Here is a 20,624-nt window from a genome sequence, read left to right on the forward strand (position 1 = left end):
GGTCAGTCGGTGCGGCGCGCGTCGTCCTCGTACCCGGCGTCGGCGGCCTCGTATTCGGCGCCGGTGATCTCCGCCGAGGCCCCCTCGGCCTGTTCGGCTGCGTGGATGGCCCGCTGTGCGGACTTGATCGCCAGATAGGTCACCAGTGCCGCGGTCGCCGTCAGCGGCCAACCCATGGCGATCCGGGTGACCCCGAGCCAGCCCGTCTGATCGGCGTCGTACAGGTGGTGCTGCACCACGAACCGGGACGCGAACACCAGCACCCAGGTCAACGTCGCGATGTCGAAGACCCGCACCGCGGCGCGCACCTGGCGCCAGCCGGCGCCGTGCCCGTTGACCCATCCCCACACGTAGCCCACGATGGGCCGTCGCACCAGCACCGACAGCCCGAAGACCACCGCCCAGAACAGCGAGGTCCAGATGCCCAGCAGGAAGTAGCCCTTGGATTCGCCCATCAGGTAGGCGATCAGCGCGCAGACGCCCACACCGATGAACCCCGACACCGCCGGTTGGGTGGACTCGCGGCGGACCAGGCGCCACACCAGGATGACGGCTGCCACCGCGAGGGCCGAGATGACGGCCGGTTTGAGTCCGGCCAGTGTTGAGACGGGGACGAAGACAAGGACGGGCAGGGACGAATAGATCAGGCCGCTGACGCCGCCCATCTGGTCCAGGATCGCCTGGGCGCCGGTTCGTTCTTGGGTCAACGTCAGCGTTGGATCTCGTAGTGGGGGTTGTAGACGGCCTTCGAGCCGTTCTCGAGCTTGCCCAGACGGCCGCGCACCAGCAGCTTTCGACCGGACTCGATGCCCGGAATCCGCCGCTGGCCCAACCAGACCAGCGTCACCGAGTCGGTGCCGTCGAACAGTTCCGCCCGGACGCCGCCGGCGCACCCCTTGGCGTTGGCCTCCACGGTGCGCAGCGTGCCCACCATGGTGACCTCCTGGCCGCGCTGGCAGTCGATCGCGCGCTGCGCGCCGGTCTGGGCGGCCTCACCTGTCAACTCCTCGACGTCGCGCTGCTCGGGATCCTCCGTGAGCCGACGTGTGAGCCGACGCAGATAACCTTCGGCCGTAGCCATGGCACTCCTGCTTTGAGTAGTTGGATCCACCTTGTGGTCAGTTGAAACCACCAGAGGCGAATCCGCGTTGCCAAGGCCACGGTAGACCCGTTGGTTCCCGATTGCCACGTCGCCGTGCCGGTGGGTGACCCACCCTTCCATCGCCACGCGTCGACCAGGCACGATCACAGGCATGGGCGTCGATCTCACCGGCATTCCGACCGTGCTGCTGCCGGGCACCGGCTCTGACGACGACTACGTCTACCGGGCGTTCTCCCCCGCATTGCACCACGTCGGAGCGCTGCCGATCCCGCACACCCCCGAACCCGGCCGGTTGATCGCCGGTTACCGGCACGCGCTGGAGGAGGCCGCGCAGCAGGGGCCGGTGGCCGTCGCCGGCGTGTCCCTCGGTGCCGCTGTCGGGCTGGCGTGGGCGATCTCACACCCCGGTCGCGTCGTCGCGGTGCTCGCCGCGCTGCCCGCGTGGACCGGTGACCCCGCGACCGCCCCCGCTGCGGCGGCCGCGCGCGCCTCAGCGCACGAACTGCGTCGCGATGGACTGGTCGCCGCGACCGCCCGGATGCAGCAGAGCAGCCCCGCATGGCTGGCCGACGAGTTGACCCGATCCTGGGTCGGTCAGTGGCCGCTGCTGCCTGACGCCATGGAGGAGGCCGCGGCGTTCGTGGCACCGACGAGCCGGGAATTGGAGACGCTGGCCTGCCCGATGGGCGTGGCGTCGGCGATCGACGATCCGATCCATCCCTTGGAGGTCGGCGTCGAGTGGGTGACCGCCGCCCCGCGCGCGGCACTGCGCACGGTCACGCTCGCCCAGATCGGCGCCGATCCGGCGGAACTGGGCGCCGCGTGCCTGGCGGCGCTGGCCGAGGCCGACTGACCTCGGGTCAGCCGCCGGTGATGGTGTTGGTGTTGCGCAGCTGCTGCATCGCCGACAGCGTGCGTCGCGCCGCAGGCGTCGGCGGCTGCGGCGGCTGCTGGCTCTGCGGCGCGGGCTGCTGGCCGGCCTGCCCCTGCGCCGCCTGCTCCGCGGCCGCCCGCAGCTGGGCGGCCATGGGTTCGGGCAGCTGCACCGGCAGCGGCGTGCGCACCGGCAGCGGCGTGTCGCCGCGCCGAACCACAGTGTCGGCCAGTGCGTTTCGCGCCTCGCTGGTCAGCGCGGCGAAGGTCTCATGGGTGCCGTTGACCACACAGCGGATCATCCACCGGTACCCGTCGACACCGATGAAGCGCACCGCGCCCTGGGCGGCCCCGACGACCTCGCGACCCCACGGTCCCGTTTCGATGCTGACCTGCGGGGTGTCCTTGCGCAGCGACTCGGCCAGTTCACCCGCCACCTCCCGCCACAGCCCCGCACTCTTGGGGGCCGCGTAGGCGGCGATCGTGAACCGCCCATTGGGAGTGACGACCCACACCGCACTGGGCACGCCGACTTCGTTGAGTTCAACCTGGACCTGACCCGCCTCGGGCATCGGGATGAGCACCGAGCCCAGATCCAGCCTGCCCACCTCGGCGACCGCGGGGTCGTCGAAGTCCTCGATGTCGAACGGGCCGTCCTCGTCGATCGGATCGACGTCGTCATCGGCGGCCGTGGTGACGGGCGCCTTCGCCTCGTCGACGCCGCTCGGCGTGTCGTCCTGCTTGCCCTTGCGTTTACCGAATGCCATCACAGACTCGCATGTCCTCCAGAGGAACCGTGGCCGCCGTCGCCACGGGTGGTGTCCGCCAGGCCCGCCTCGTCGAATGAGGTGACCTCGATGATCTCGGGCAGTTCGACACGTTGCAGCACGAGCTGCGCGATGCGGTCGCCGCGCTGGATCACGATCGGTTCGCTGGTGTCGAGGTTGATCAGGGAGACCTTGATCTCGCCCCGGTACCCGGCGTCGATCGTGCCGGGACTGTTGACGATCGAAAGGCCTACGCGCGCAGCCAAACCCGAACGGGGATGGATCAGGCCGACCATTCCCATCGGGACCGCGACCGCGATGCCGGTGGGAACGAGGGCGCGCTGCCCCGGCGCCAGATGGACATCCTGGGCGCTGAACAGGTCAACCCCCGCGTCTCCCGCGTGGGCGCGGGTGGGCAGCGGAAGTTCGGGGTCCAGGCGTACGACCGCCAGGCGAGTGGACACGGTGCCACAGACTACCCTTGGCCGAGTGTCAGGTTCGCAATTGACCTCGCAGAGTGTGCACTACCGCGAGCGCCTGTGGGTGCCGTGGTGGTGGTGGCCCCTGGGCATGGGCCTGGCGGGGCTGATCGCCCTGGAGGTCAACCAGGCGCTGTCCGGCGCGTCGGGCGTGCCGGACTGGGTTCCGTTCGCGGCCCTGTTCGCCGTCGCGGCGGCCGCGCTGATCTGGCTCGGCCGCGCGGAGGTCTCCGTCGTCGCAGGCGAAGGCGGTGTCGAACTGTGCGCCGGCCCGGCGCACCTGCCCGTCAGCGTCATCTCCCGCACCGCCGTGGTGCCCCGCAGCGCCAAATCCGCCGCGCTCGGCCGCCAGCTGGATCCGGCGGCCTACGTGTTGCACCGCGTGTGGGTCGGACCCATGGTGTTGGCCGTGCTCGACGACGCGGACGACCCGACGCCGTACTGGCTCGTCAGCAGTCGGCATCCGGACCGGCTGCTGGCGGCGCTGAACAGCGCGCAGAGCAGCTAGAACCCCCCGGTCAAGCTGCTCAGGCGGCGCAGTCGGTACAGATCATCACGCCGTTCTTCTCGCTGGCGAGGCGGCTGCGGTGCTGCACCAGGAAGCAGCTCGAGCAGGTGAACTCGTCGGCCTGCTTGGGCACCACGCGCACCGAGAGCTCTTCGCCGGAGAGGTCGGCACCGGGGAGTTCGAAGTTCTCTGCAGACTCCGACTCGTCGACGTCGACGACGGCCGACTGCGCCTCGTTACGCCGTGCCTTCAGTTCCTCCAGCGAATCCTCAGAGACCTCGTCGGTCTCGGACCGCCGTGGCGCGTCATAGTCGGTAGCCATTCTTCTCTTCCCCTCGTAGTCCCGCGCGCAAGTGTTGCAGCAAGGCTTTGTACCAGTGCCGAACGCGTGCGCCAAATGATTCGTGCCCGCAACCCACCCCCAACAACTGTGATTTAACTCACATTGTGACCTGGCTTTCACCATAACCGCAGACGGACGCCCGCGGTTCCTGCATCTAGAGTGCAGGCGTGGTCTCACAAATCACCGAGGGAACGGCGTTCGACAAGCGCGGACTCCCGTTCCGGAGGCGCAACTACTGGCCCGGCGCCGTCACGGCCGGTGCGCTGGCCGTGGTCACGGCTGTGGTCTGGATGATCGCGTTGACCCGGCCGCCGGACGTGCACGAGGCGGCGGTCTGCAATCCGCCGCCACCGTCTGCCGACGGCAGCATCCCGTCCCTCGGCGAGCAGGTCAGCCGCTCCGACATGACCAAGGTGATGCCGGCGAAACTCGCCGAGACGCAGATCCGTGTGCTCAACGCCAGCGGTCAGGGCGGTCAGGCCGGCGAAGTCTCCGGCGCGCTGCGCGACCTCGGCTTCGCCCAGCCGACTGCGGCCAACGACCCGGTCTACGGCGACACCCGCCTCACATGCCAGGGCCAGATCCGCTTCGGGCCGGGCGGCCGGGCCGGCGCGGCCGCGGTGTGGCTTGTGGCCCCGTGCACCGAACTGTTCGCCGACGACCGCACCGACGCGTCCGTCGACCTCGCGATCGGCACCGAGTTCACGACGCTGACGCACAGCGACGACATCGACGCCGTTCTCGCGGGTCTGCGTCCCGAGGCCACCGAACCCGCGGACTCCGCGCTGCTGTCCAAGATCCACTCGGCCACCTGCTGAGCTCACTCAGGCAGCGGGGCCAACCCATCGAGGCGTTCCAGGGTGGCCGCCAGCTGATCGGCGATGCCGGGGGCGCTGGCCATCACGAGGCCCGCGGGCTGGCCCGGCTTCGGCAGCAGCACCCGCGCACCCGCCTCGGCCGCGATCAGCGCACCCGCGGCCCAGTCCCACACATTGAGGCCGTGCTCGTAATGCGCGTCCAGGCGGCCGGCGGCCACCAGGCAGAGATCCAGGGCCGCTGAGCCGATCCGGCGGACGTCACGCACCTCGGGCAGCAGCGCGGCCAGCAGGCGGGCCTGCGCGGTGCGCCGGGACGCCGAGTAGCCGAAGCCCGTGCCGATCAGGGCCATAGCCAGTTCGGTGGTCTGCGCGCACCGCAGGACGCGCGTCCCCTCCGGACCGCGCAGGCGTGCGCCAGATCCGGCCGCCGCCGAATAGATCTCGGAGCGTGCGACGTCGGCCACCGCCCCGGCCACCGAGACCCCGTCGACCTGGGCGGCCACCGACACCGCGAACGCCGGGATGCCGTAGACGAAGTTCACCGTGCCGTCGATGGGGTCGAGCACCCAGGTCACCGCGCCGGCCGGCGGCTGCGCCGCGGGACCGCCGCCCTCCTCCCCCAACACCGCGTCTCCGGGACGCAGCTGCGCCAGCCGGTCCCGCAGCAGGGCCTCGGTCTCGGTGTCCACCACCGTGACCGGATCGGTCGGGGTGCTCTTGGCGCGGACCGCGTCCGCCGGCGGCGTCGCGCCGAACACCTCCTCGCGACGCACCCGGACGAATTCGGCGGCCTCGGCGGCCACCGTCTCGGCGACCAGGCGCAGGGCGGTCGCATCTGGTGGGGTCCGGGTGGGGTGGGTCACGGCTCTATCGCAACACACCCCGTCGCCGACCCACTATCGTTTAACCGCCGACTGCCCTTCCCCAAGGAGCCGCCATGACTTCGTCCGACCCGAACAGCAACCACGGTTTCGGCATCGACGTCGGCGGCAGTGGCGTCAAGGGCGGGATCGTCGACCTCGACACCGGCCAGCTCGTCGGCGAGCGGTTCAAGCTCCCGACCCCTCAACCGGCCACCCCCGACGCCGTGGCCAAGACCATCGCCGACGTGGTCGCGCACTTCGGCTGGACGGGTCCGCTCGGGGTGACCTACCCGGGCGTGGTCACCGACGGCGTCGTGCGCACCGCCGCCAACGTCGACAAATCGTGGATCGGCACCAACGCCAGCGAGGTGTACAGCGCTGCGCTCGGCGGCCAGGCCGTCACGGTGCTCAACGACGCCGACGCGGCAGGACTCGCCGAGGAGCGGTTCGGCGCCGGACGGGACAACTCCGGGGTGATCGTGCTGCTGACGTTCGGGACGGGCATCGGTTCGGCGGTCATCCACAACGGTCTGCTGCTGCCCAACACTGAGTTCGGCCACCTCGAGGTCGACGGCAAGGAGGCCGAGCACCGGGCCGCGTCGTCGGTCAAGGAGCGCAAGGGCTGGAGCTACGAGCGTTGGACCAGAGAGGTCACCAAAGTGCTGGTCGCCGTCGAGAATGCGATCTGGCCGGAGCTGATCATCGTGGGCGGCGGCATCAGCCGCAAGGCCGACAAGTGGGTGCCGTTGCTGACCAACCGCACACCCGTGGTCGCCGCGGCGCTGCAGAACACCGCGGGCATCGTCGGCGCCGCGATGGCGGCCCACGGCGACGGCACCGAACACGCTTCGGCGTGACGGGGACGCGCTGAATTTCCTCGCTCGGCGCGGTGTGTTGCCGCACTGTCGTTACAATGGTCGATGGCGGCCGCCAACGAATAGCGGCGAAGCTCCAAAAACAGAGACTCACGCCGACATTCCAGATGCCGACGCTTTCGGTGACGCATGCCCTGCGCACCGGAAGTCCGCTAGATCGAAAGGGTGTACGTGGCAACGAAAGCAGCCCCGGCAACCGAAGAGCCGGTAAAGGGCACCGCCCCCAAAGCTTCTGCCACCTCCACGACGGGCGCCACCAAGCGCGCACCCGTCAAGCGGGCGGCCAAGGCCACCGCGGCGAAGAAGGCCGCGCCGCGCAAGGCCGCCGCCAAGAAGGACGCCCCAGCGCGCGGTCGGACCAAGAAGGAACAGGCGACCGACACCGCCGCCGACGATGTCGACACCGAGGTCGACGACCTCGAAACGGAACCCGGCGAGGACCTGGAGGACGTGGCCGACCTTGAGGTCGACGACGACATCGAGGATCTGAGCGACGACGCCTCCGACGATGACGCCGAGGATGACGGCGACGAGGGGGCCGAGGACGAGGGCAAGGACGCCAAGGCCGCCAAGGCCGGGGATGACGAGGACATCGCCGAGCCCTCCGAGAAGGACAAGGCCTCCGGTGACTTCGTCTGGGACGAAGAGGAATCCGAGGCACTGCGGCAGGCCCGTAAGGACGCCGAGCTCACCGCGTCGGCTGACTCAGTGCGTGCCTACCTCAAGCAGATCGGCAAGGTCGCGCTGCTCAACGCCGAGGAGGAGGTCGAGCTCGCCAAGCGCATCGAGGCCGGCCTGTACGCCACGCAGTTGATGGGCGAACTCGCCGAGAAGGGCGAGAAGCTTCCCGCCGCCCAGCGCCGCGACATGCAGTGGATCTGCCGCGACGGCGACCGCGCGAAGAACCATCTCCTCGAGGCCAACCTGCGCCTCGTGGTCTCGCTGGCCAAGCGCTATACGGGCCGCGGAATGGCGTTCCTGGACCTGATCCAGGAGGGCAACCTCGGTCTGATCCGTGCCGTCGAGAAGTTCGACTACACCAAGGGCTACAAGTTCTCCACGTACGCCACGTGGTGGATCCGTCAGGCCATCACCCGCGCCATGGCCGACCAGGCCCGCACGATCCGCATCCCCGTGCACATGGTCGAGGTCATCAACAAGCTCGGCCGCATCCAGCGCGAACTGCTTCAGGATCTGGGCCGCGAGCCCACTCCGGAGGAGTTGGCCAAGGAGATGGACATCACGCCGGAGAAGGTGCTGGAGATCCAGCAGTACGCGCGTGAGCCGATCTCGCTGGACCAGACCATCGGCGACGAGGGCGACAGCCAACTCGGTGACTTCATCGAGGACAGCGAGGCCGTGGTGGCCGTCGATGCCGTGAGCTTCACGCTGCTGCAGGATCAGCTGCAGTCCGTGCTGGAGACGCTGTCTGAGCGCGAAGCCGGCGTGGTGCGCCTGCGGTTCGGCCTGACCGACGGTCAGCCCCGCACCCTCGACGAGATCGGCCAGGTCTACGGCGTCACGCGTGAGCGCATCCGCCAGATCGAATCGAAGACCATGAGCAAGCTGCGGCACCCGAGCCGTTCGCAGGTCCTGCGCGACTACTTGGATTAGCGGTCAAGAAACCTCCAAGAGCGCGGTCGTAGCGTCACCGACGTCACGTTCCGCCGACTCTTCGAGGTGTGTTATGCCCGCCACGGCCACCAAGGCCCCGCCCGCCGCCCTGATCGCCGGTGTCAACCGGCTTCGCGGTGCGCTCGACCGGCTGCACAAGGCCGCCGCGCCCAGTCACATCGCGATGCTCGAACTCGGGCTGGGCTCGTGGTTCACCGCGGCGCTGTACGCGACGGTGAAACTGCGCATCGCCGACGTGCTGGCAGACGGGCCCCGCACCGCCGACGACATCGCCGCGCGGGTCGGGACGCACCCGGAGGCCACGTATCGCCTGCTGCGCACGCTGGCGAGCCGCAACGTGCTCAAACTGCACCGAGACGGCCGGTTCTCGCTGACGCGCCTGGGGCAGACGCTGCGCTCCGACGCGCCGGAGTCGATGGCTCCGATGATCGAGTTCGTCGGGAGCCCCCGCCATTGGGAGCACTGGGGTGAACTGGTGCACTCGGTTAAGACCGGTGGCACCTCTGTGGAGAAGCTGCGCGGAATCGGGGTGTTCGACTATCTGGACACCGACGCCGAATTCGCCGCGATCTTCAACAACGCGATGACCGGAGGCTCCCGGGCCGTCCTCCAAAATGCGGTGCCGGCTTACGATTTCAGCGGCTGCAGACGCATCGTCGACGTCGGGGGCGGCCACGGCGGTCTTCTGGCCGCAGTGCTCACCCGGGCCCCGCAGGCCAGCGGCGTGCTGTTCGACCGCCCCTCGGTGGTGGCGGGCGCGGCCGACGTTCTGGAACCCGCCGGCGTCGCGACCCGCTGCCAGACCCACGGCGGCTCATTCTTCGAGTCCGTGCCCGCCGGAGGCGACACCTATCTGCTCAAGGCGATCATTCACGACTGGGACGACGAGCAGTCGGTGGCGATCCTGCGCAATGTGCGGACCGCGATCGCCGACGGCGGCCGAGTGCTGCTGTGGGAGATGGTCCTGCCCGACGGCGCGCCCAACAACATCGGGTTCCTCATCGACCTGGAGATGCTCGTCAGCGCAGGCGGGCGGGAACGCACCGAGGCGCAGTACAGGAAGCTGCTGGCGGACGCGGGCTTTCGACTGACGCGTGTGGTGCCCACCGCGAGTCCGCTCTCGATCATCGAGGCCGTCCCGGTCTGAGCGACGGCCCTCACGTCAGCCGATGGGTCCGGGCGGGGCAAACCGCCCGTCCGGGCCCGGCAGATACGGCATGACGTGTGTCACAGCGGCGGTCGGCAACGGCCCGTACAGATGCGGGAACAGCATGGCCTCCGGATCCGTCGGGACGCCCGGCTCCCACCTGATCGGGTCGGCGACCGCGTCGGCGTCCACGTACAGCAGTACCAAATCGGTTCGCCCCAGGTGGATCCGGTTGGCGGGCAGATGCACCTGTTCGAGCGTCGACAGATGGATGAAGCCGACCTCATCGAGCGACGCGGGCCGGTACTCGGCCGAGGAGGAGACCTCCGACCAATCCTGCTCAGAGCAGATATGAACCAGTCGTGATTGGGTACTTGACATACGCCCACCCTGCCGCAGCCGCAAACGGGGGCCGACGTGAGACACGACACACCTGTGAACGCCTCGGGAACAACGCCGGAACCCCAAACGTCTGACACAGTAGAGAACACGCGAGGAACGGAGGAGCCGCCATGACCGCAACTCTGACCAGTCCCGAACTCACACGGGCTGATCGCTGCGACCGCTGCGGTGCCGCTGCCCGCGTGCGTGCGAAGCTGCCTTCAGGGGCCGAACTTCTGTTCTGCCAGCATCACGCCAACGAGCACGAGGCCAAGCTGATCGCACTCGCCGCCGTTCTGGAGACAAGCTCCACCGAGCTGTAACTCAAACGTTGGAGCGTCCCGCTTTCCACTTCCGTCTCACGTCAGGAATGCTGGACTGGTCATGAGTGACCAGCCCATCAAACCTTCCCGACACCACATCCTGCGCGTCAGCAGGAGGACCGTGTCGAAGGCCTGGGACGACTCCATCTTCTCGGAGTCCGCACAGGCCGGCTTCTGGTCGGTGTTGTCCCTGCCCCCGCTGCTGCTGGGCATGCTCGGCAGCCTGGCCTACATCGCGCCGATGTTCGGTCCGGACACCCTGGACACCATCCAGGACCGGCTGATCAGCACCGCGGGCAGCTTCTTCTCCAAGAACATCGTCATCGAGATCATCGAACCGACGATCCGGGACATCGTGCAGGGCGCCCGAGGCGAGGTCGTCTCGTTGGGCTTCGTGATCTCACTGTGGGCCGGCTCGTCGGCGATCTCGGCGTTCGTCGACTCGATCGTCGAGGCCCACGACCAGACGCCGCTGCGGCATCCGGTCCGCCAGCGGTTCTACGCCCTGGGTCTGTACGTGATCGGTCTGGTGATCATCATCGCGACGGCGCCGTTCCTGGCTCTGGGGCCGCGCAAGATCGCCGAGTACATCCCCGACAGCTGGGACAGTGTCCTTCGCTTCGGCTACTACCCCGCGCTGGCGCTGGCACTGGTCATCTCGATCACCCTGCTTTACCGGGTGTCGCTGCCGAAGCCGTTGCCGACGCACCGTCTGGTGATCGGAGCCGTCCTTGCCACCGCGGTGTTCATGATCGCCACCGTGGGGCTGCGCATCTACCTCAGTTCGATCACCAGGACCGGGTACACCTACGGCGCATTGGCGACGCCGATAGCATTCCTGCTGTTCGCGTTCTTCCTGGGCTTCGCCATCATGCTGGGCGCCGAACTGAACAACGCGATCGAAGAGGAGTGGCCGGCCCCGGCCACCCACGCCGACCAGCTCCGGACGTGGTTGGAGGACAAGGCCTCGGCCAAGCTCGAACCGAAATCGGCGGACTCCCCGGAGCAGCCCGCGAGTTCGCCGGGACCGGATCCGACGCGGTCGGCTCCGACCACTTCCTGAGGGCTGCGTCTTTAGGGCTACTTCTTGAGCTGCTCGTAGATCCGCTTGCAGTCCGGGCACACCGGCGAACCCGGCTTGGGCGACTTCGTCACCGGGAAGACCTCACCGCACAGGGCGACGACGTGCGTGCCCATGACCGCGCTCTCGGCGATCTTGTCCTTCTTGACGTAGTGGAAGAACTTGGGAGTGTCGCTGTCGGTCCCGTCGTCGACGCGTTCGTCGGTGTCGGTGCGTTCGATCGTCTGCGTCTGCATGCCCGTCATTCTGCCGCAGAAGATTACGGGCCGGGAACCACCCGAGCCGGGGAATTCGGTTTGTGCAAGAGTGGAGGTATGAAGCACAGCCAAGAGCTGGGTTTCGACGACGACGGTCGGCCGGTACTCATCACGCGCGCAGCCATCCCCTACGAAGAGGAGCATCGGCTGCGGGTCCGCAAGTACCTGACGATCATGGCCTTCCGCATCCCCGCCCTTCTGCTCGCCGCGGTCGCCTACAGCATCTGGGAGAACGGCTGGATCTCGCTGCTGATCGTGGCGGTGTCCATCCCCCTGCCATGGATGGCCGTATTGATCGCGAACGACCGCCCACCCCGGCGCGCCGAGGAGCCCCGGCGCTTCGATGACGACCGCCGGCGCACCCCGCTGTTCCCCACCGCGGAGCGGCCCGCCCTCGGCACGTGGTCCCCCGACAACGGGCGGGACGGTACCGGCGCGCAATGGAAATCGGCGGATTCCGACGCCGACTGGCCAGGCTGAGCGCCTTCTCCTTCATTTCTCAGGACCTTCTCAGGTCGCCGCGTCATTTCTGCAGTTCAGAGGGTGTGACGCAGACGATTTGTGGGAACTCTTTCCTCCACTGGGGCGTTAGAACGAATGAAAGTTCGAGCCACTAAGGAGGCCGATATGGCAAATGCCGCCGCAACCCGGATCGACAACAGCGATCTGGACGCTCAGAGCCCAGCAGCCGACCTGGTGCGGGTCTATCTGAACGGAATCGGCAAGACGGCTTTGCTCAACGCCGCCGACGAGGTGGAGCTCGCGAAACGCATCGAGGCAGGGCTTTACGCACAGCATCTGCTGGACACCCGGAAGCGTCTCGGCGAGAACCGCAAGCGTGACCTGATGGCCGTCGTGCGTGATGGTCAGGCCGCACGCAGTCACCTGCTCGAGGCGAACCTGCGTCTGGTGGTCTCGCTGGCCAAGCGGTACACCGGCCGCGGGATGCCGCTGCTCGACCTGATCCAGGAGGGCAACCTGGGCCTCATCCGCGCGATGGAGAAGTTCGACTACGCCAAGGGGTTCAAGTTCTCGACCTACGCCACCTGGTGGATTCGCCAGGCGATCACCCGCGGCATGGCTGATCAGAGCCGCACCATTCGCCTGCCGGTGCACCTGGTGGAGCAGGTCAACAAGCTCGCCCGGATCAAGCGCGAGATGCATCAGCAGTTGGGTCGCGAGGCCAGCGACGAGGAACTGGCCGAGGAGTCGGGCATCCCCGTCGAGAAGATCAACGACCTGCTCGAGCACAGCCGGGACCCGGTGAGCCTGGACATGCCCGTGGGTTCCGACGAGGAGGCCCCGCTGGGCGACTTCATCGAGGACTCTGAGGCTCTCTCCGCGGAGAACGCGGTCATCGCCGAGCTGCTGCACACCGACATCCGGCACGTGCTGGCCACCCTGGACGAGCGTGAGCAGCAGGTCATCCGGCTGCGGTTCGGTCTTGACGACGGTCAGCCGCGGACCCTCGACCAGATCGGGAAGCTGTTCGGCCTGTCCCGCGAACGTGTCCGGCAGATCGAGCGTGAGGTGATGGCGAAGTTGCGCCACGGAGACCGCGCCGATCGTCTGCGCTCGTACGCAAGCTGATCCACCAACCTGCCCAGTCAGTGTGCCCGCCGCTCCCCCCGGCGGGCACACTGCTGTGAGCAGTGCCTCCCGCAGCGGCGCCGCGCCGAGGCAAGGGGGCCGAGAGGGCAATTGGCCAAGTAGAATGGCGCGGACGGAGGGTGGCAGATGAACGACCTGGTCGATACCACTGAAATGTATTTGCGCACGATCTACGACCTCGAGGAAGAGGGCGTGGTTCCCCTGCGCGCGCGCATCGCCGAGCGGCTGGAACAGAGCGGTCCCACCGTCAGCCAAACCGTGTCTCGCATGGAGCGCGACGGCCTGCTGCATGTCGCGGGCGATCGTCACCTCGAACTCACCGAGAAGGGCCGCGCGCTGGCTGTCGCGGTCATGCGCAAGCATCGCCTGGCCGAGCGCCTGCTCGTCGATGTGATCGGTCTGCCGTGGGAGGACGTGCACGCGGAGGCGTGCAAGTGGGAACACGTGATGAGCGAGAACGTGGAACGGCGCCTCGTGGCGGTCCTGGACAACCCCACGGTGTCACCGTTCGGCAACCCCATCCCGGGCCTGTCCGAACTCGGGATCGGCTCGACCAGCGGGTTCGAGGACTACAACCTGGTGCGCCTCACCGAACTGCCCGCCGGGTCGCCGGTGGCGGTGGTGGTGCGCCAACTCACCGAGCACGTGCAGGGTGACACCGGCTTGATCAGCAGGCTCAAAGACGCCGGTGTGGTGCCCAACGCCCGCGTCACAGCCGAGATCAGCCCCGCGGGCGGGGTGACCATCGTCATCCCCGGCCACGAGAACGTCGACCTGCCGCACGAGATGGCGCACGCCGTGAAGGTCGAGAAGGTCTGACGCCCGCGCCGGCATCACCCGGCAGGGTGATGCCGAGGTCTCTTGCCAGGACGGCACCCGTCGTGGCCAGACCGCGGATCTTCTCGGGCCGCATCCCCGCCTGAAGCGCGCTGTCGAGCATTCCGGCCATGCGGTGCGTGGGGTCGACCTCCAACGCGGCGCTCAACGCCACCCCGGCCAGAGGTCCGTCCCCCCGGGCGTAGGCGAAGAACCCGACGAAGGTCAGCGCCTCCGCGCGCCACGGCGGTGGCAGGACCCGTGCGAGGTACACCCACAACTGTTCGGCGGCACCCGCCGCCGAACCGACCGCCAGGGCGTACGCCGCATCTCGGACAGTCAGATCGGTCAGGTCGTATGCCAGCCCGGCCACCTCCTGGTCGCTCAACCTCTTTCCTCGCCCAACTCTGCGGGCGGCCGAGATGATCCCGCGGACCGCCTTGCGCTGAACGTTCCTGATGTCCTGATCGCCGAGACGGGGCCCGTCGGCACGCTCCTGAACGGCCCGCGCGATCCCGGCGCTGTCGCGGCTGAGGTCGGTGGCGATGATCGACTCGAGCTCATCGCGACTGGCGTACAGCCGGCGTCCGTCGAGCACGGCAGCCATCGACAGCGGTGAGGCGGAAGGATCGTCGACGACACCGCCTGCCCCACAGCCGTCGGCGCAGTGCCACCGGCCACCTGCCGCGATCCGGTCGACGATGTGTGCATCGATGAGCGTCATGTCGACGGCCTCGAGCCGATCGGCCAACGCGGCGCACAGACCCGCATACTCCTGGCCACACGACGTGCAGTCCGACCCCGCGTCGTCCACGATGCACGCGATCGCCGCATCCGCCCCGCTGGAGGCGGCCACATCCACAAGATGGCCGACACCGCCGGCGAGGGCATCGGACAGGTCCATGCGCAGCACGGCACCCATCTCCCCGCCGTCGATGCCCACGATGACCAGTGAGCGTTCGGGAACGAAGCCGAGCACCGCGGGGATGGCGGCGATCAGCGAACCGGGATGGGTGAGCTTGAAGTCATGGCGAGGTGTCATGGGGTCGACGGTCCCAACGGACACCGTCAGCACGCGGTCGGCGGCGGCCCCTTCGAAGCTCCCCTGTGGACGAATCCTCGATTGTGGATGGATCGAGGCCGGGGCCCGCGGCAGGCGCGGAATGTTCACGCGGAGTTGACGCCGCTGGCACTTTGGGTGCCATTTTCCGGCGTAGACACCTCAGGTATGGGCTCGATGCAGGAATACGACCTCGTCGTCATCGGATCGGGGCCGGGCGGCCAGCGTGCCGCGATCGCCGCCGCCAAGCTCGGCAGATCGGTCGCGGTCGTCGAACGCGGAATGATGCTCGGCGGCGTGTGCGTCAACACCGGCACGATCCCGTCGAAGACCCTGCGCGAGGCCGTGGTCTACCTGACGGGCATGAGCCAGCGTGAGCTCTACGGCGCCAGTTACCGCGTCAAGGACAAGATCACCCCCGCCGATCTGCTGGCCCGCACCCAGCATGTGATCGGCAAGGAGATCGAGGTGGTGCGCTCTCAGCTCCTGCGCAACCGGGTGGAGCTCTACACCGGACACGGGCGTTTCGAGGACGAACACACCATCGCGGTGGACGACCCCAGCCGGGCCGAGCGGATCACGGTCCGCGGTCGCTACATCGTGCTGGCCACCGGCACCAAACCTGCCCGCCCGGCCGGGGTGGAGTTCGACGAGCACCGAGTCCTGGACTCCGACGGCATCCTGGACCTCAAGACCCTGCCGACGTCGATGGTGGTGGTCGGGGCCGGGGTCATCGGCATCGAGTACGCCTCGATGTTCGCCGCCCTGGGCACGAAGGTGACCGTCGTGGAGAAGCGGGATTCGATGCTGGAGTTCTGCGATCCGGAGATCATCGAGGCACTGCGGTTCCATCTGCGGGACCTCGCCGTGACGTTCCGATTCGGTGAGGAGGTCACCGCCGTCGACGTCGGCGCCGCGGGCACCGTGACGACGCTGGCCAGCGGCAAGCAGATTCCAGCCGAGACGGTCATGTACTCCGCCGGCCGCCAGGGACAGACCGACCACCTCGACCTCGCCAAGGCGGGGCTGGAGGCGGACGCGCGCGGCCGTATTCACGTCGATGACAACTTCACCACCAAGATCGACCACATCTACGCGGTCGGCGACGTCATCGGGTTCCCCGCCCTGGCCGCGACGTCGATGGAGCAGGGCAGGCTGGCGGCGTATCACGCGTTCGGCGAGCCGACCAAGGGCATGATGGACCTGCAGCCGATCGGCATCTACTCCATCCCCGAGGTGTCGTATGTGGGGGCCACGGAGGTCGAGCTGACCAGGAACGCCGTGCCCTACGAGGTCGGTGTCTCCCGCTATCGCGAACTGGCCCGCGGTCAGATCGCCGGCGACTCCTACGGCATGCTCAAACTGCTGGTGTCGACGGAGGACCTGCGACTGCTCGGCGTGCACATCTTCGGCACCAACGCGACGGAGATGGTGCACATCGGTCAGGCCGTGATGGGATGCGGCGGCACGGTCGACTATCTGGTGGACGCGGTCTTCAACTACCCGACCTTCTCCGAGGCATACAAGGTCGCAGCGCTGGACGTGATGAACAAGCTGCGGGCTCTGCAGTTGTATCGGAGTTGACGTCACGACCTATTCATCGCAGGGCGAAATCACTCCCGACCAGGGACTTTCACCGTCAGCCGGGCCGTTGTACCACTGTGAGGCCGTGCCGCCGCCAGCACGTCCGACGATGTGAGGGACACTTGACCAACAGGCGAGTGTCCACAGAGTGCTCAGCAGTGACGAGGAGGCGAACGATGGCGCACGTACCAGGTCCGGATCAACCCGAGCAGACCGGTATGTACGAGTTGGAGTTCCCCGCGCCGCAACTGGTCAACAGCGACGGCCAGGGGCCGGTGCTGATCCACGCTCTGGAGGGCTTCTCCGATGCGGGTCACGCGATTCGGCTGGCGGCCAAGCACCTCAAGGATCACCTCGACACCGAACTCGTCGCGTCGTTCGCGATCGACGAACTTCTCGATTATCGGTCGCGCCGGCCGCTGATGACATTCAAGACAGACCACTTCTCCGAGTACGAGGATCCCGAACTGTCGTTGTTCGCCCTGCACGACGAGGCCGGCACCCCGTTCCTGCTGTTGGCGGGGCTGGAGCCCGACCTCAAGTGGGAGCGGTTCATCACCGCGGTCCGGCTCCTCGCCGAACGCCTCGACGTGAGGCGCACCATCGGGCTCGGCGCCATTCCGATGGCGGTGCCGCACACCCGGCCGATCACGATGACCGCGCACGGAAACAACCGCGAGCTGATCGCCGAACACACGCCCTGGGTGGGCGAGGTCCAGGTGCCCGGCAGCGCCTCCAGCCTGCTCGAGTACCGCCTTGCCCAGCACGGCCACGAAGTCGTCGGGTTCACCGTCCACGTGCCGCACTACCTGGCACAGACGGATTACCCGGCGGCGGCTCAGGCGCTGCTCGAAGAGGTTGCCCGGAGCGCGTCGCTGACCCTGCCCACGGCCGCGCTCACGACGGCTGCCGCCGATGTCCGCACCAAGATCGACGAACAGGTCGAGGCCAGCGCGGAGGTGGCTCAAGTGGTGAGCGCCCTGGAGCGTCAGTACGATGCTTTCGTCGCCGCCCAGGAGAATCGGTCTTTGCTGGCTCACGACGAGGACCTGCCGAGCGGGGACGAACTCGGAGCAGAGTTCGAGCGCTTCCTCGCCCAACAGTCGGGTGAGAAGAATCCGGACCCGTTCCGCGACGACGACGGCACGCCGTAAAGCGCGCAGTCACGACCACGCCCGATGGGGCCCGACGACGAGGTTGGCGTTATGAGCCCACAGAAGCCGAACCTCCGGTCCGTGCGCGAACTCTCCCCCACGCTCGAGTACCGCACGATCCACGGCTACCGGCGCGCATACCGGATCGCGGGCACGGGCCCGGCCCTGCTGCTCATCCACGGCATCGGCGACAACTCGACGACGTGGGACACGGTGCACGCGAAGCTCGCCCAGCGGTTCACCGTGATCGCGCCCGACCTCCTGGGCCACGGGCAGTCCGACAAACCGCGGGCCGACTATTCGGTGGCGGCGTACGCCAACGGCATGCGGGACCTGCTCAGCGTGCTCGACATCGAGCGTGTCACGGTCATCGGCCATTCCCTCGGCGGTGGGGTCGCCATGCAGTTCGCCTACCAGTTCCCGCAGTTGGTCGAGCGGCTCATCCTGGTCGGGGCCGGCGGCGTGACCAAGGACGTCAATGTGGCACTGCGGGTGGCGTCCCTTCCGATGGGCGGCGAGGCGCTGGGGCTCCTGCGACTGCCGCTGGTGCTGCCCGCGCTGCAGGCGTTCGGCAAGGCCGCGGGTGCGGTGTTCGGATCCACCCGCGTCGGGCGCGACCTCCCCGACGTGCTGCGCATCCTGCGCGACCTGCCCGAACCGACCGCCTCGTCGGCCTTCACCCGCACCCTGCGTGCCGTCGTCGACTGGCGTGGGCAGGTGGTCACGATGCTCGACCGATGTTATTTGACGGAATCGGTTCCTGTGCAGCTCATCTGGGGTGACCAGGATGTCGTCATCCCGGTGGCGCATGCCCGCATGGCGCACGCCGCGATGCCCGGCTCCCAACTGGAGATCTTCACGCGCTCGGGCCACTTCCCCTTCCACGACGACCCCGACCGCTTCGTGGAGGTCGTCGAGCGCTTCATCGACACCACCGCGCCGGCCGAGTACGACCAGGCCGCTCTGCGGGAACTCCTGCGGTCCGGGATCACCGAGTCCACCCTCACCGGGACGATCGACACCCAGGTCGCGGTGCTCGACGCGATGGGGCACGACGAACGTTCGGCGACCTGAGACCGACCGAAGATCCAGACCACATCAACATCACGGCCCAGTACAGTCGGGACATGGGTATCGACGTCACGGTGCTTAGGGTGTTCACCGATTCAGAAGGCAACTACGGCAACCCACTCGGTGTGGTCGACGCACGCACAGTCGGACCCAGCGACCGGCAGGCTCTGGCAACTCAATTGGGTTACAGCGAAACCATTTTCGTCCACATCCCGACCGCGGGCGCGGCGACTGCACAGGTGCAGATCTTCACGCCGGCAGCCGAGTTGCCGTTCGCGGGCCACCCGACCGTGGGGGCATCGTGGTGGCTCAAGGAGACCGGGACCCCCGTGCACACGCTGCAGACCGCGGCCGGGATCGTTCAGGTCAACTACGACGTCGGCTCCGACAAGCTCACCGCGATCAGCGCGCGGTCCGAATGGGCCCCCGAGTTCGCGATCCACGATCTGGACTCGGTCGACGATCTGATGGCCGCCGATCCGAACGACTACGCCGACGACGTCGAGCACTATCTGTGGACGTGGACCAACCGGGACGCCGGTGAGATCCGCTCCCGGATGTTCGCTCCGCATCTGGGCATCATCGAGGACGAGGCCACCGGCGCCGCGGCGGTGCGCATCACCGACTACCTCAGCAGGGACCTGCACATCACACAGGGGCAGGGTTCGCGGATCGAGACGACGTGGTCACCCGAGGGGTGGGTGCAGGTTGCGGGCGCAGTCGTCAACGACGGCATCCGCCGCGTCGACTGACCGCAGGGTCAGCTCGCGGAGACCCTGCGGTGCTGACGCAGGGCCTCGATTTCGCGTTCGAAGTCGTCGGCCGACGTGAAAGACCGGTACACCGAGGCGAATCTCAGGTAGGCGACTTCATCCAGTTCCCGCAGTGGCCCCAGAATCGCGAGACCGACCTCGTTGCTCGGGACCTCGGGACCCGCGGCCCGTACCGCGTCCTCGACCTGCTGCGCCAGCAGATTGAGCGCGTCGTCGTCCACCTGGCGCCCCTGACAGGCCCGCCGCACACCGCTGATCACCTTTTCCCGACTGAACGGTTCGGTGACGCCACTGCGTTTCACGACGGCGAGCACGGCCGTCTCCACGGTGGTGAATCTGCGACCGCACTCCGGACAGGAACGGCGCCGTCGGATGGCCTGGCCTTCGTCCGTCTCCCGGGAGTCCACGACACGCGAGTCAGGATTCCGGCAGAAAGGACAGTGCATGCCCGCTCCTTCGTCGTGCCGCCTGTGGGATGACCCCAACGACTCAAAGACTACCTGGGTGCGCCTCCCAGCGGCCAGGCCACCAAAGTCCACGACGATCATGACTGTCTGCCACCCGAACTCGACGTGGGCCGGTCAGCCGACGGGCGCGATCAGAGTCTGGCCGGCGTCGAGCGTCCCGGCCTCGAGTTCGTTGAGTTCGCGGATCCGGTCGACCACGCTGTTGACCGGGGCGTCCGGCGCGACCCGGGCCGCGAGGTGGGCCAGCGTCTCCCCCGACCGGACCTGCACGACCGCGAGCCGATCCGGAACGGGACTCGAGGCGTGCGCGGCCTCACCGAACTGCGCGACCACGCCGAGCCACATCGTCACCAGCGCGGCCGTGAAGGCCAGGCCCACCAGGGTCCACGGGGTGATCCGACGCCCGGGAGTGCGGGCATGCGGAGCGCGCGACACCCGCACGCCGGTACCGCGATACCGCGGTGCGATGGCCGCCGGCCGTGCCGGCGACGGCCGCCCCGCGCCGCCGCTGCCGCGGCGGGCGCGCCGCGGCGCGTCCACGCCCGGGGACGGCGTGCGGGTGGGCCAGCTGTCTTCACAGAAGGCCGATCCGGTCCTCGAATACACGCTGGTGTGGGTCATGTCCGGTCCTTTCGG

At 68.1% G+C, this 20,624-nt stretch carries 26 protein-coding genes; 15 read left to right on the forward strand and 11 right to left on the reverse strand.

What is annotated here, in order from left to right; translation table 11 throughout:
• Positions 1-2: 2 nt before the first annotated feature.
• A complete protein-coding gene (locus A5727_RS18505) occupies positions 3-665 on the reverse strand; it encodes a DUF3159 domain-containing protein (RefSeq protein ID WP_082949891.1) in 663 nt (220 codons plus the stop codon).
• Positions 666-709: 44 nt separating this feature from the next.
• Positions 710-1,081, reverse strand: a complete 372-nt coding sequence (locus tag A5727_RS18510; RefSeq protein WP_068253088.1) for an OB-fold nucleic acid binding domain-containing protein — start codon at positions 1,079-1,081, stop codon at positions 710-712.
• Between the two features lie 172 nt (positions 1,082-1,253).
• Here A5727_RS18510 and A5727_RS18515 point away from each other — a divergent pair, with 172 nt between their 5' ends.
• Positions 1,254-1,955, forward strand: a complete 702-nt coding sequence (locus tag A5727_RS18515; RefSeq protein ID WP_068252846.1) for an alpha/beta fold hydrolase — start codon at positions 1,254-1,256, stop codon at positions 1,953-1,955.
• A gap of 7 nt (positions 1,956-1,962) precedes the next feature.
• Here the strand turns inward: A5727_RS18515 and A5727_RS18520 are convergent, their stop codons facing one another.
• Together A5727_RS18520 and dut are read right to left on the reverse strand one after the other, a co-directional pair.
• A complete protein-coding gene (locus A5727_RS18520; protein ID WP_068252848.1) occupies positions 1,963-2,742 on the reverse strand; it encodes a DUF3710 domain-containing protein in 780 nt (259 codons plus the stop codon).
• On the reverse strand, positions 2,742-3,206 hold the full coding sequence (dut, locus tag A5727_RS18525; protein WP_068252850.1) for a dUTP diphosphatase: 465 nt from the start codon (positions 3,204-3,206) through the stop codon (positions 2,742-2,744). Before dut ends, A5727_RS18520 begins: the two co-directional genes overlap by 1 nt.
• Before the next feature lie 25 nt (positions 3,207-3,231).
• Here dut and A5727_RS18530 point away from each other — a divergent pair, with 25 nt between their 5' ends.
• A complete protein-coding gene (locus tag A5727_RS18530) occupies positions 3,232-3,729 on the forward strand; it encodes a DUF3093 domain-containing protein (RefSeq protein ID WP_082949885.1) in 498 nt (165 codons plus the stop codon).
• A 19-nt stretch (positions 3,730-3,748) separates the two neighbouring features.
• On the opposite strand, the gene A5727_RS18535 is transcribed toward A5727_RS18530, so the two are convergent.
• Positions 3,749-4,051, reverse strand: a complete 303-nt coding sequence (locus tag A5727_RS18535) for a DUF4193 domain-containing protein (protein ID WP_068252853.1) — start codon at positions 4,049-4,051, stop codon at positions 3,749-3,751.
• Between the two features lie 188 nt (positions 4,052-4,239).
• On the opposite strand from A5727_RS18535, the gene cei reads away from it, so the two are divergent.
• The gene (gene cei / locus A5727_RS18540; protein ID WP_068252856.1) at positions 4,240-4,890 is read left to right on the forward strand and encodes an envelope integrity protein Cei; all 651 of its coding nucleotides are present in this window, start codon (positions 4,240-4,242) and stop codon (positions 4,888-4,890) included.
• 2 nt (positions 4,891-4,892) lie between these two features.
• Here the strand turns inward: cei and A5727_RS18545 are convergent, their stop codons facing one another.
• A complete protein-coding gene (locus A5727_RS18545) occupies positions 4,893-5,753 on the reverse strand; it encodes an inositol monophosphatase family protein (RefSeq protein WP_286150189.1) in 861 nt (286 codons plus the stop codon).
• Positions 5,754-5,827: 74 nt separating this feature from the next.
• Here A5727_RS18545 and ppgK point away from each other — a divergent pair, with 74 nt between their 5' ends.
• The 3 genes from ppgK to A5727_RS18560 all read left to right on the forward strand — a co-directional run bounded on the left by ppgK (position 5,828) and on the right by A5727_RS18560 (position 9,410).
• Entirely contained in the window at positions 5,828-6,610 is a 783-nt protein-coding gene (ppgK, locus tag A5727_RS18550; RefSeq protein ID WP_068252859.1) for a polyphosphate--glucose phosphotransferase, read from the forward strand.
• Positions 6,611-6,799: 189 nt separating this feature from the next.
• A complete protein-coding gene (locus tag A5727_RS18555; RefSeq protein WP_068253099.1) occupies positions 6,800-8,242 on the forward strand; it encodes an RNA polymerase sigma factor in 1,443 nt (480 codons plus the stop codon).
• A 73-nt stretch (positions 8,243-8,315) separates the two neighbouring features.
• Positions 8,316-9,410 (forward strand): methyltransferase, encoded by a 1,095-nt coding sequence (locus A5727_RS18560; protein WP_068252862.1) that lies wholly within the window; start codon positions 8,316-8,318, stop codon positions 9,408-9,410.
• Between the two features lie 15 nt (positions 9,411-9,425).
• Here the strand turns inward: A5727_RS18560 and A5727_RS18565 are convergent, their stop codons facing one another.
• Positions 9,426-9,791 (reverse strand): DUF952 domain-containing protein, encoded by a 366-nt coding sequence (locus A5727_RS18565; protein ID WP_068252865.1) that lies wholly within the window; start codon positions 9,789-9,791, stop codon positions 9,426-9,428.
• Between the two features lie 131 nt (positions 9,792-9,922).
• Between A5727_RS18565 and A5727_RS18570 the strand changes: the two genes are divergently transcribed.
• Together A5727_RS18570 and A5727_RS18575 are read left to right on the forward strand one after the other, a co-directional pair.
• Positions 9,923-10,114: a DUF7455 domain-containing protein gene (locus A5727_RS18570; protein ID WP_068252867.1), complete on the forward strand. Its 192-nt coding sequence runs from the start codon at positions 9,923-9,925 to the stop codon at positions 10,112-10,114.
• Between the two features lie 61 nt (positions 10,115-10,175).
• Positions 10,176-11,177, forward strand: a complete 1,002-nt coding sequence (locus tag A5727_RS18575; protein ID WP_068252869.1) for a YihY/virulence factor BrkB family protein — start codon at positions 10,176-10,178, stop codon at positions 11,175-11,177.
• Between the two features lie 17 nt (positions 11,178-11,194).
• Here the strand turns inward: A5727_RS18575 and A5727_RS18580 are convergent, their stop codons facing one another.
• Positions 11,195-11,431: a DUF3039 domain-containing protein gene (locus A5727_RS18580; RefSeq protein WP_068253102.1), complete on the reverse strand. Its 237-nt coding sequence runs from the start codon at positions 11,429-11,431 to the stop codon at positions 11,195-11,197.
• 78 nt (positions 11,432-11,509) lie between these two features.
• Between A5727_RS18580 and A5727_RS18585 the strand changes: the two genes are divergently transcribed.
• From A5727_RS18585 to A5727_RS18595, 3 genes are all read left to right on the forward strand, one after another.
• Entirely contained in the window at positions 11,510-11,932 is a 423-nt protein-coding gene (locus A5727_RS18585) for a DUF3099 domain-containing protein (RefSeq protein ID WP_068252872.1), read from the forward strand.
• A 147-nt stretch (positions 11,933-12,079) separates the two neighbouring features.
• Positions 12,080-13,042 (forward strand): sigma-70 family RNA polymerase sigma factor, encoded by a 963-nt coding sequence (locus tag A5727_RS18590; RefSeq protein ID WP_068252879.1) that lies wholly within the window; start codon positions 12,080-12,082, stop codon positions 13,040-13,042.
• 147 nt (positions 13,043-13,189) lie between these two features.
• Positions 13,190-13,882 carry an iron-dependent transcriptional repressor DtxR gene (locus A5727_RS18595; protein ID WP_068252882.1) on the forward strand — a complete coding sequence of 231 codons (693 nt, stop codon included), beginning with the start codon at positions 13,190-13,192 and terminating at the stop codon, positions 13,880-13,882.
• On the opposite strand, the gene A5727_RS18600 is transcribed toward A5727_RS18595, so the two are convergent.
• Complete coding sequence (locus tag A5727_RS18600) at positions 13,812-14,921, reverse strand: DUF4192 domain-containing protein (protein WP_082949892.1); 1,110 nt, start codon at positions 14,919-14,921, stop codon at positions 13,812-13,814. The two genes, A5727_RS18595 and A5727_RS18600, sit on opposite strands and share 71 nt — an antisense overlap.
• A 195-nt stretch (positions 14,922-15,116) precedes the next feature.
• Between A5727_RS18600 and sthA the strand changes: the two genes are divergently transcribed.
• The 4 genes from sthA (at position 15,117) to A5727_RS18620 (ending at position 19,500) form a co-directional block, all read left to right on the forward strand.
• The gene (gene sthA / locus A5727_RS18605) at positions 15,117-16,523 is read left to right on the forward strand and encodes a Si-specific NAD(P)(+) transhydrogenase (RefSeq protein ID WP_197507697.1); all 1,407 of its coding nucleotides are present in this window, start codon (positions 15,117-15,119) and stop codon (positions 16,521-16,523) included.
• Between the two features lie 176 nt (positions 16,524-16,699).
• Positions 16,700-17,677 (forward strand): proteasome assembly chaperone family protein, encoded by a 978-nt coding sequence (locus tag A5727_RS18610; protein ID WP_068252894.1) that lies wholly within the window; start codon positions 16,700-16,702, stop codon positions 17,675-17,677.
• A 51-nt stretch (positions 17,678-17,728) separates the two neighbouring features.
• The gene (locus A5727_RS18615; protein WP_068252897.1) at positions 17,729-18,751 is read left to right on the forward strand and encodes an alpha/beta fold hydrolase; all 1,023 of its coding nucleotides are present in this window, start codon (positions 17,729-17,731) and stop codon (positions 18,749-18,751) included.
• A gap of 53 nt (positions 18,752-18,804) precedes the next feature.
• Positions 18,805-19,500: a PhzF family phenazine biosynthesis protein gene (locus tag A5727_RS18620; RefSeq protein WP_068252899.1), complete on the forward strand. Its 696-nt coding sequence runs from the start codon at positions 18,805-18,807 to the stop codon at positions 19,498-19,500.
• Between the two features lie 8 nt (positions 19,501-19,508).
• On the opposite strand, the gene nrdR is transcribed toward A5727_RS18620, so the two are convergent.
• Together nrdR and A5727_RS18630 are read right to left on the reverse strand one after the other, a co-directional pair.
• The gene (gene nrdR / locus A5727_RS18625; protein WP_068252904.1) at positions 19,509-19,967 is read right to left on the reverse strand and encodes a transcriptional regulator NrdR; all 459 of its coding nucleotides are present in this window, start codon (positions 19,965-19,967) and stop codon (positions 19,509-19,511) included.
• A gap of 135 nt (positions 19,968-20,102) precedes the next feature.
• Positions 20,103-20,609: a LysM peptidoglycan-binding domain-containing protein gene (locus A5727_RS18630; protein ID WP_082949886.1), complete on the reverse strand. Its 507-nt coding sequence runs from the start codon at positions 20,607-20,609 to the stop codon at positions 20,103-20,105.
• Positions 20,610-20,624: the final 15 nt, after the last annotated feature.

Source organism: Mycobacterium sp. ACS4331, assembly GCF_001667265.1.
Classification (GTDB): domain Bacteria; phylum Actinomycetota; class Actinomycetes; order Mycobacteriales; family Mycobacteriaceae; genus Mycobacterium.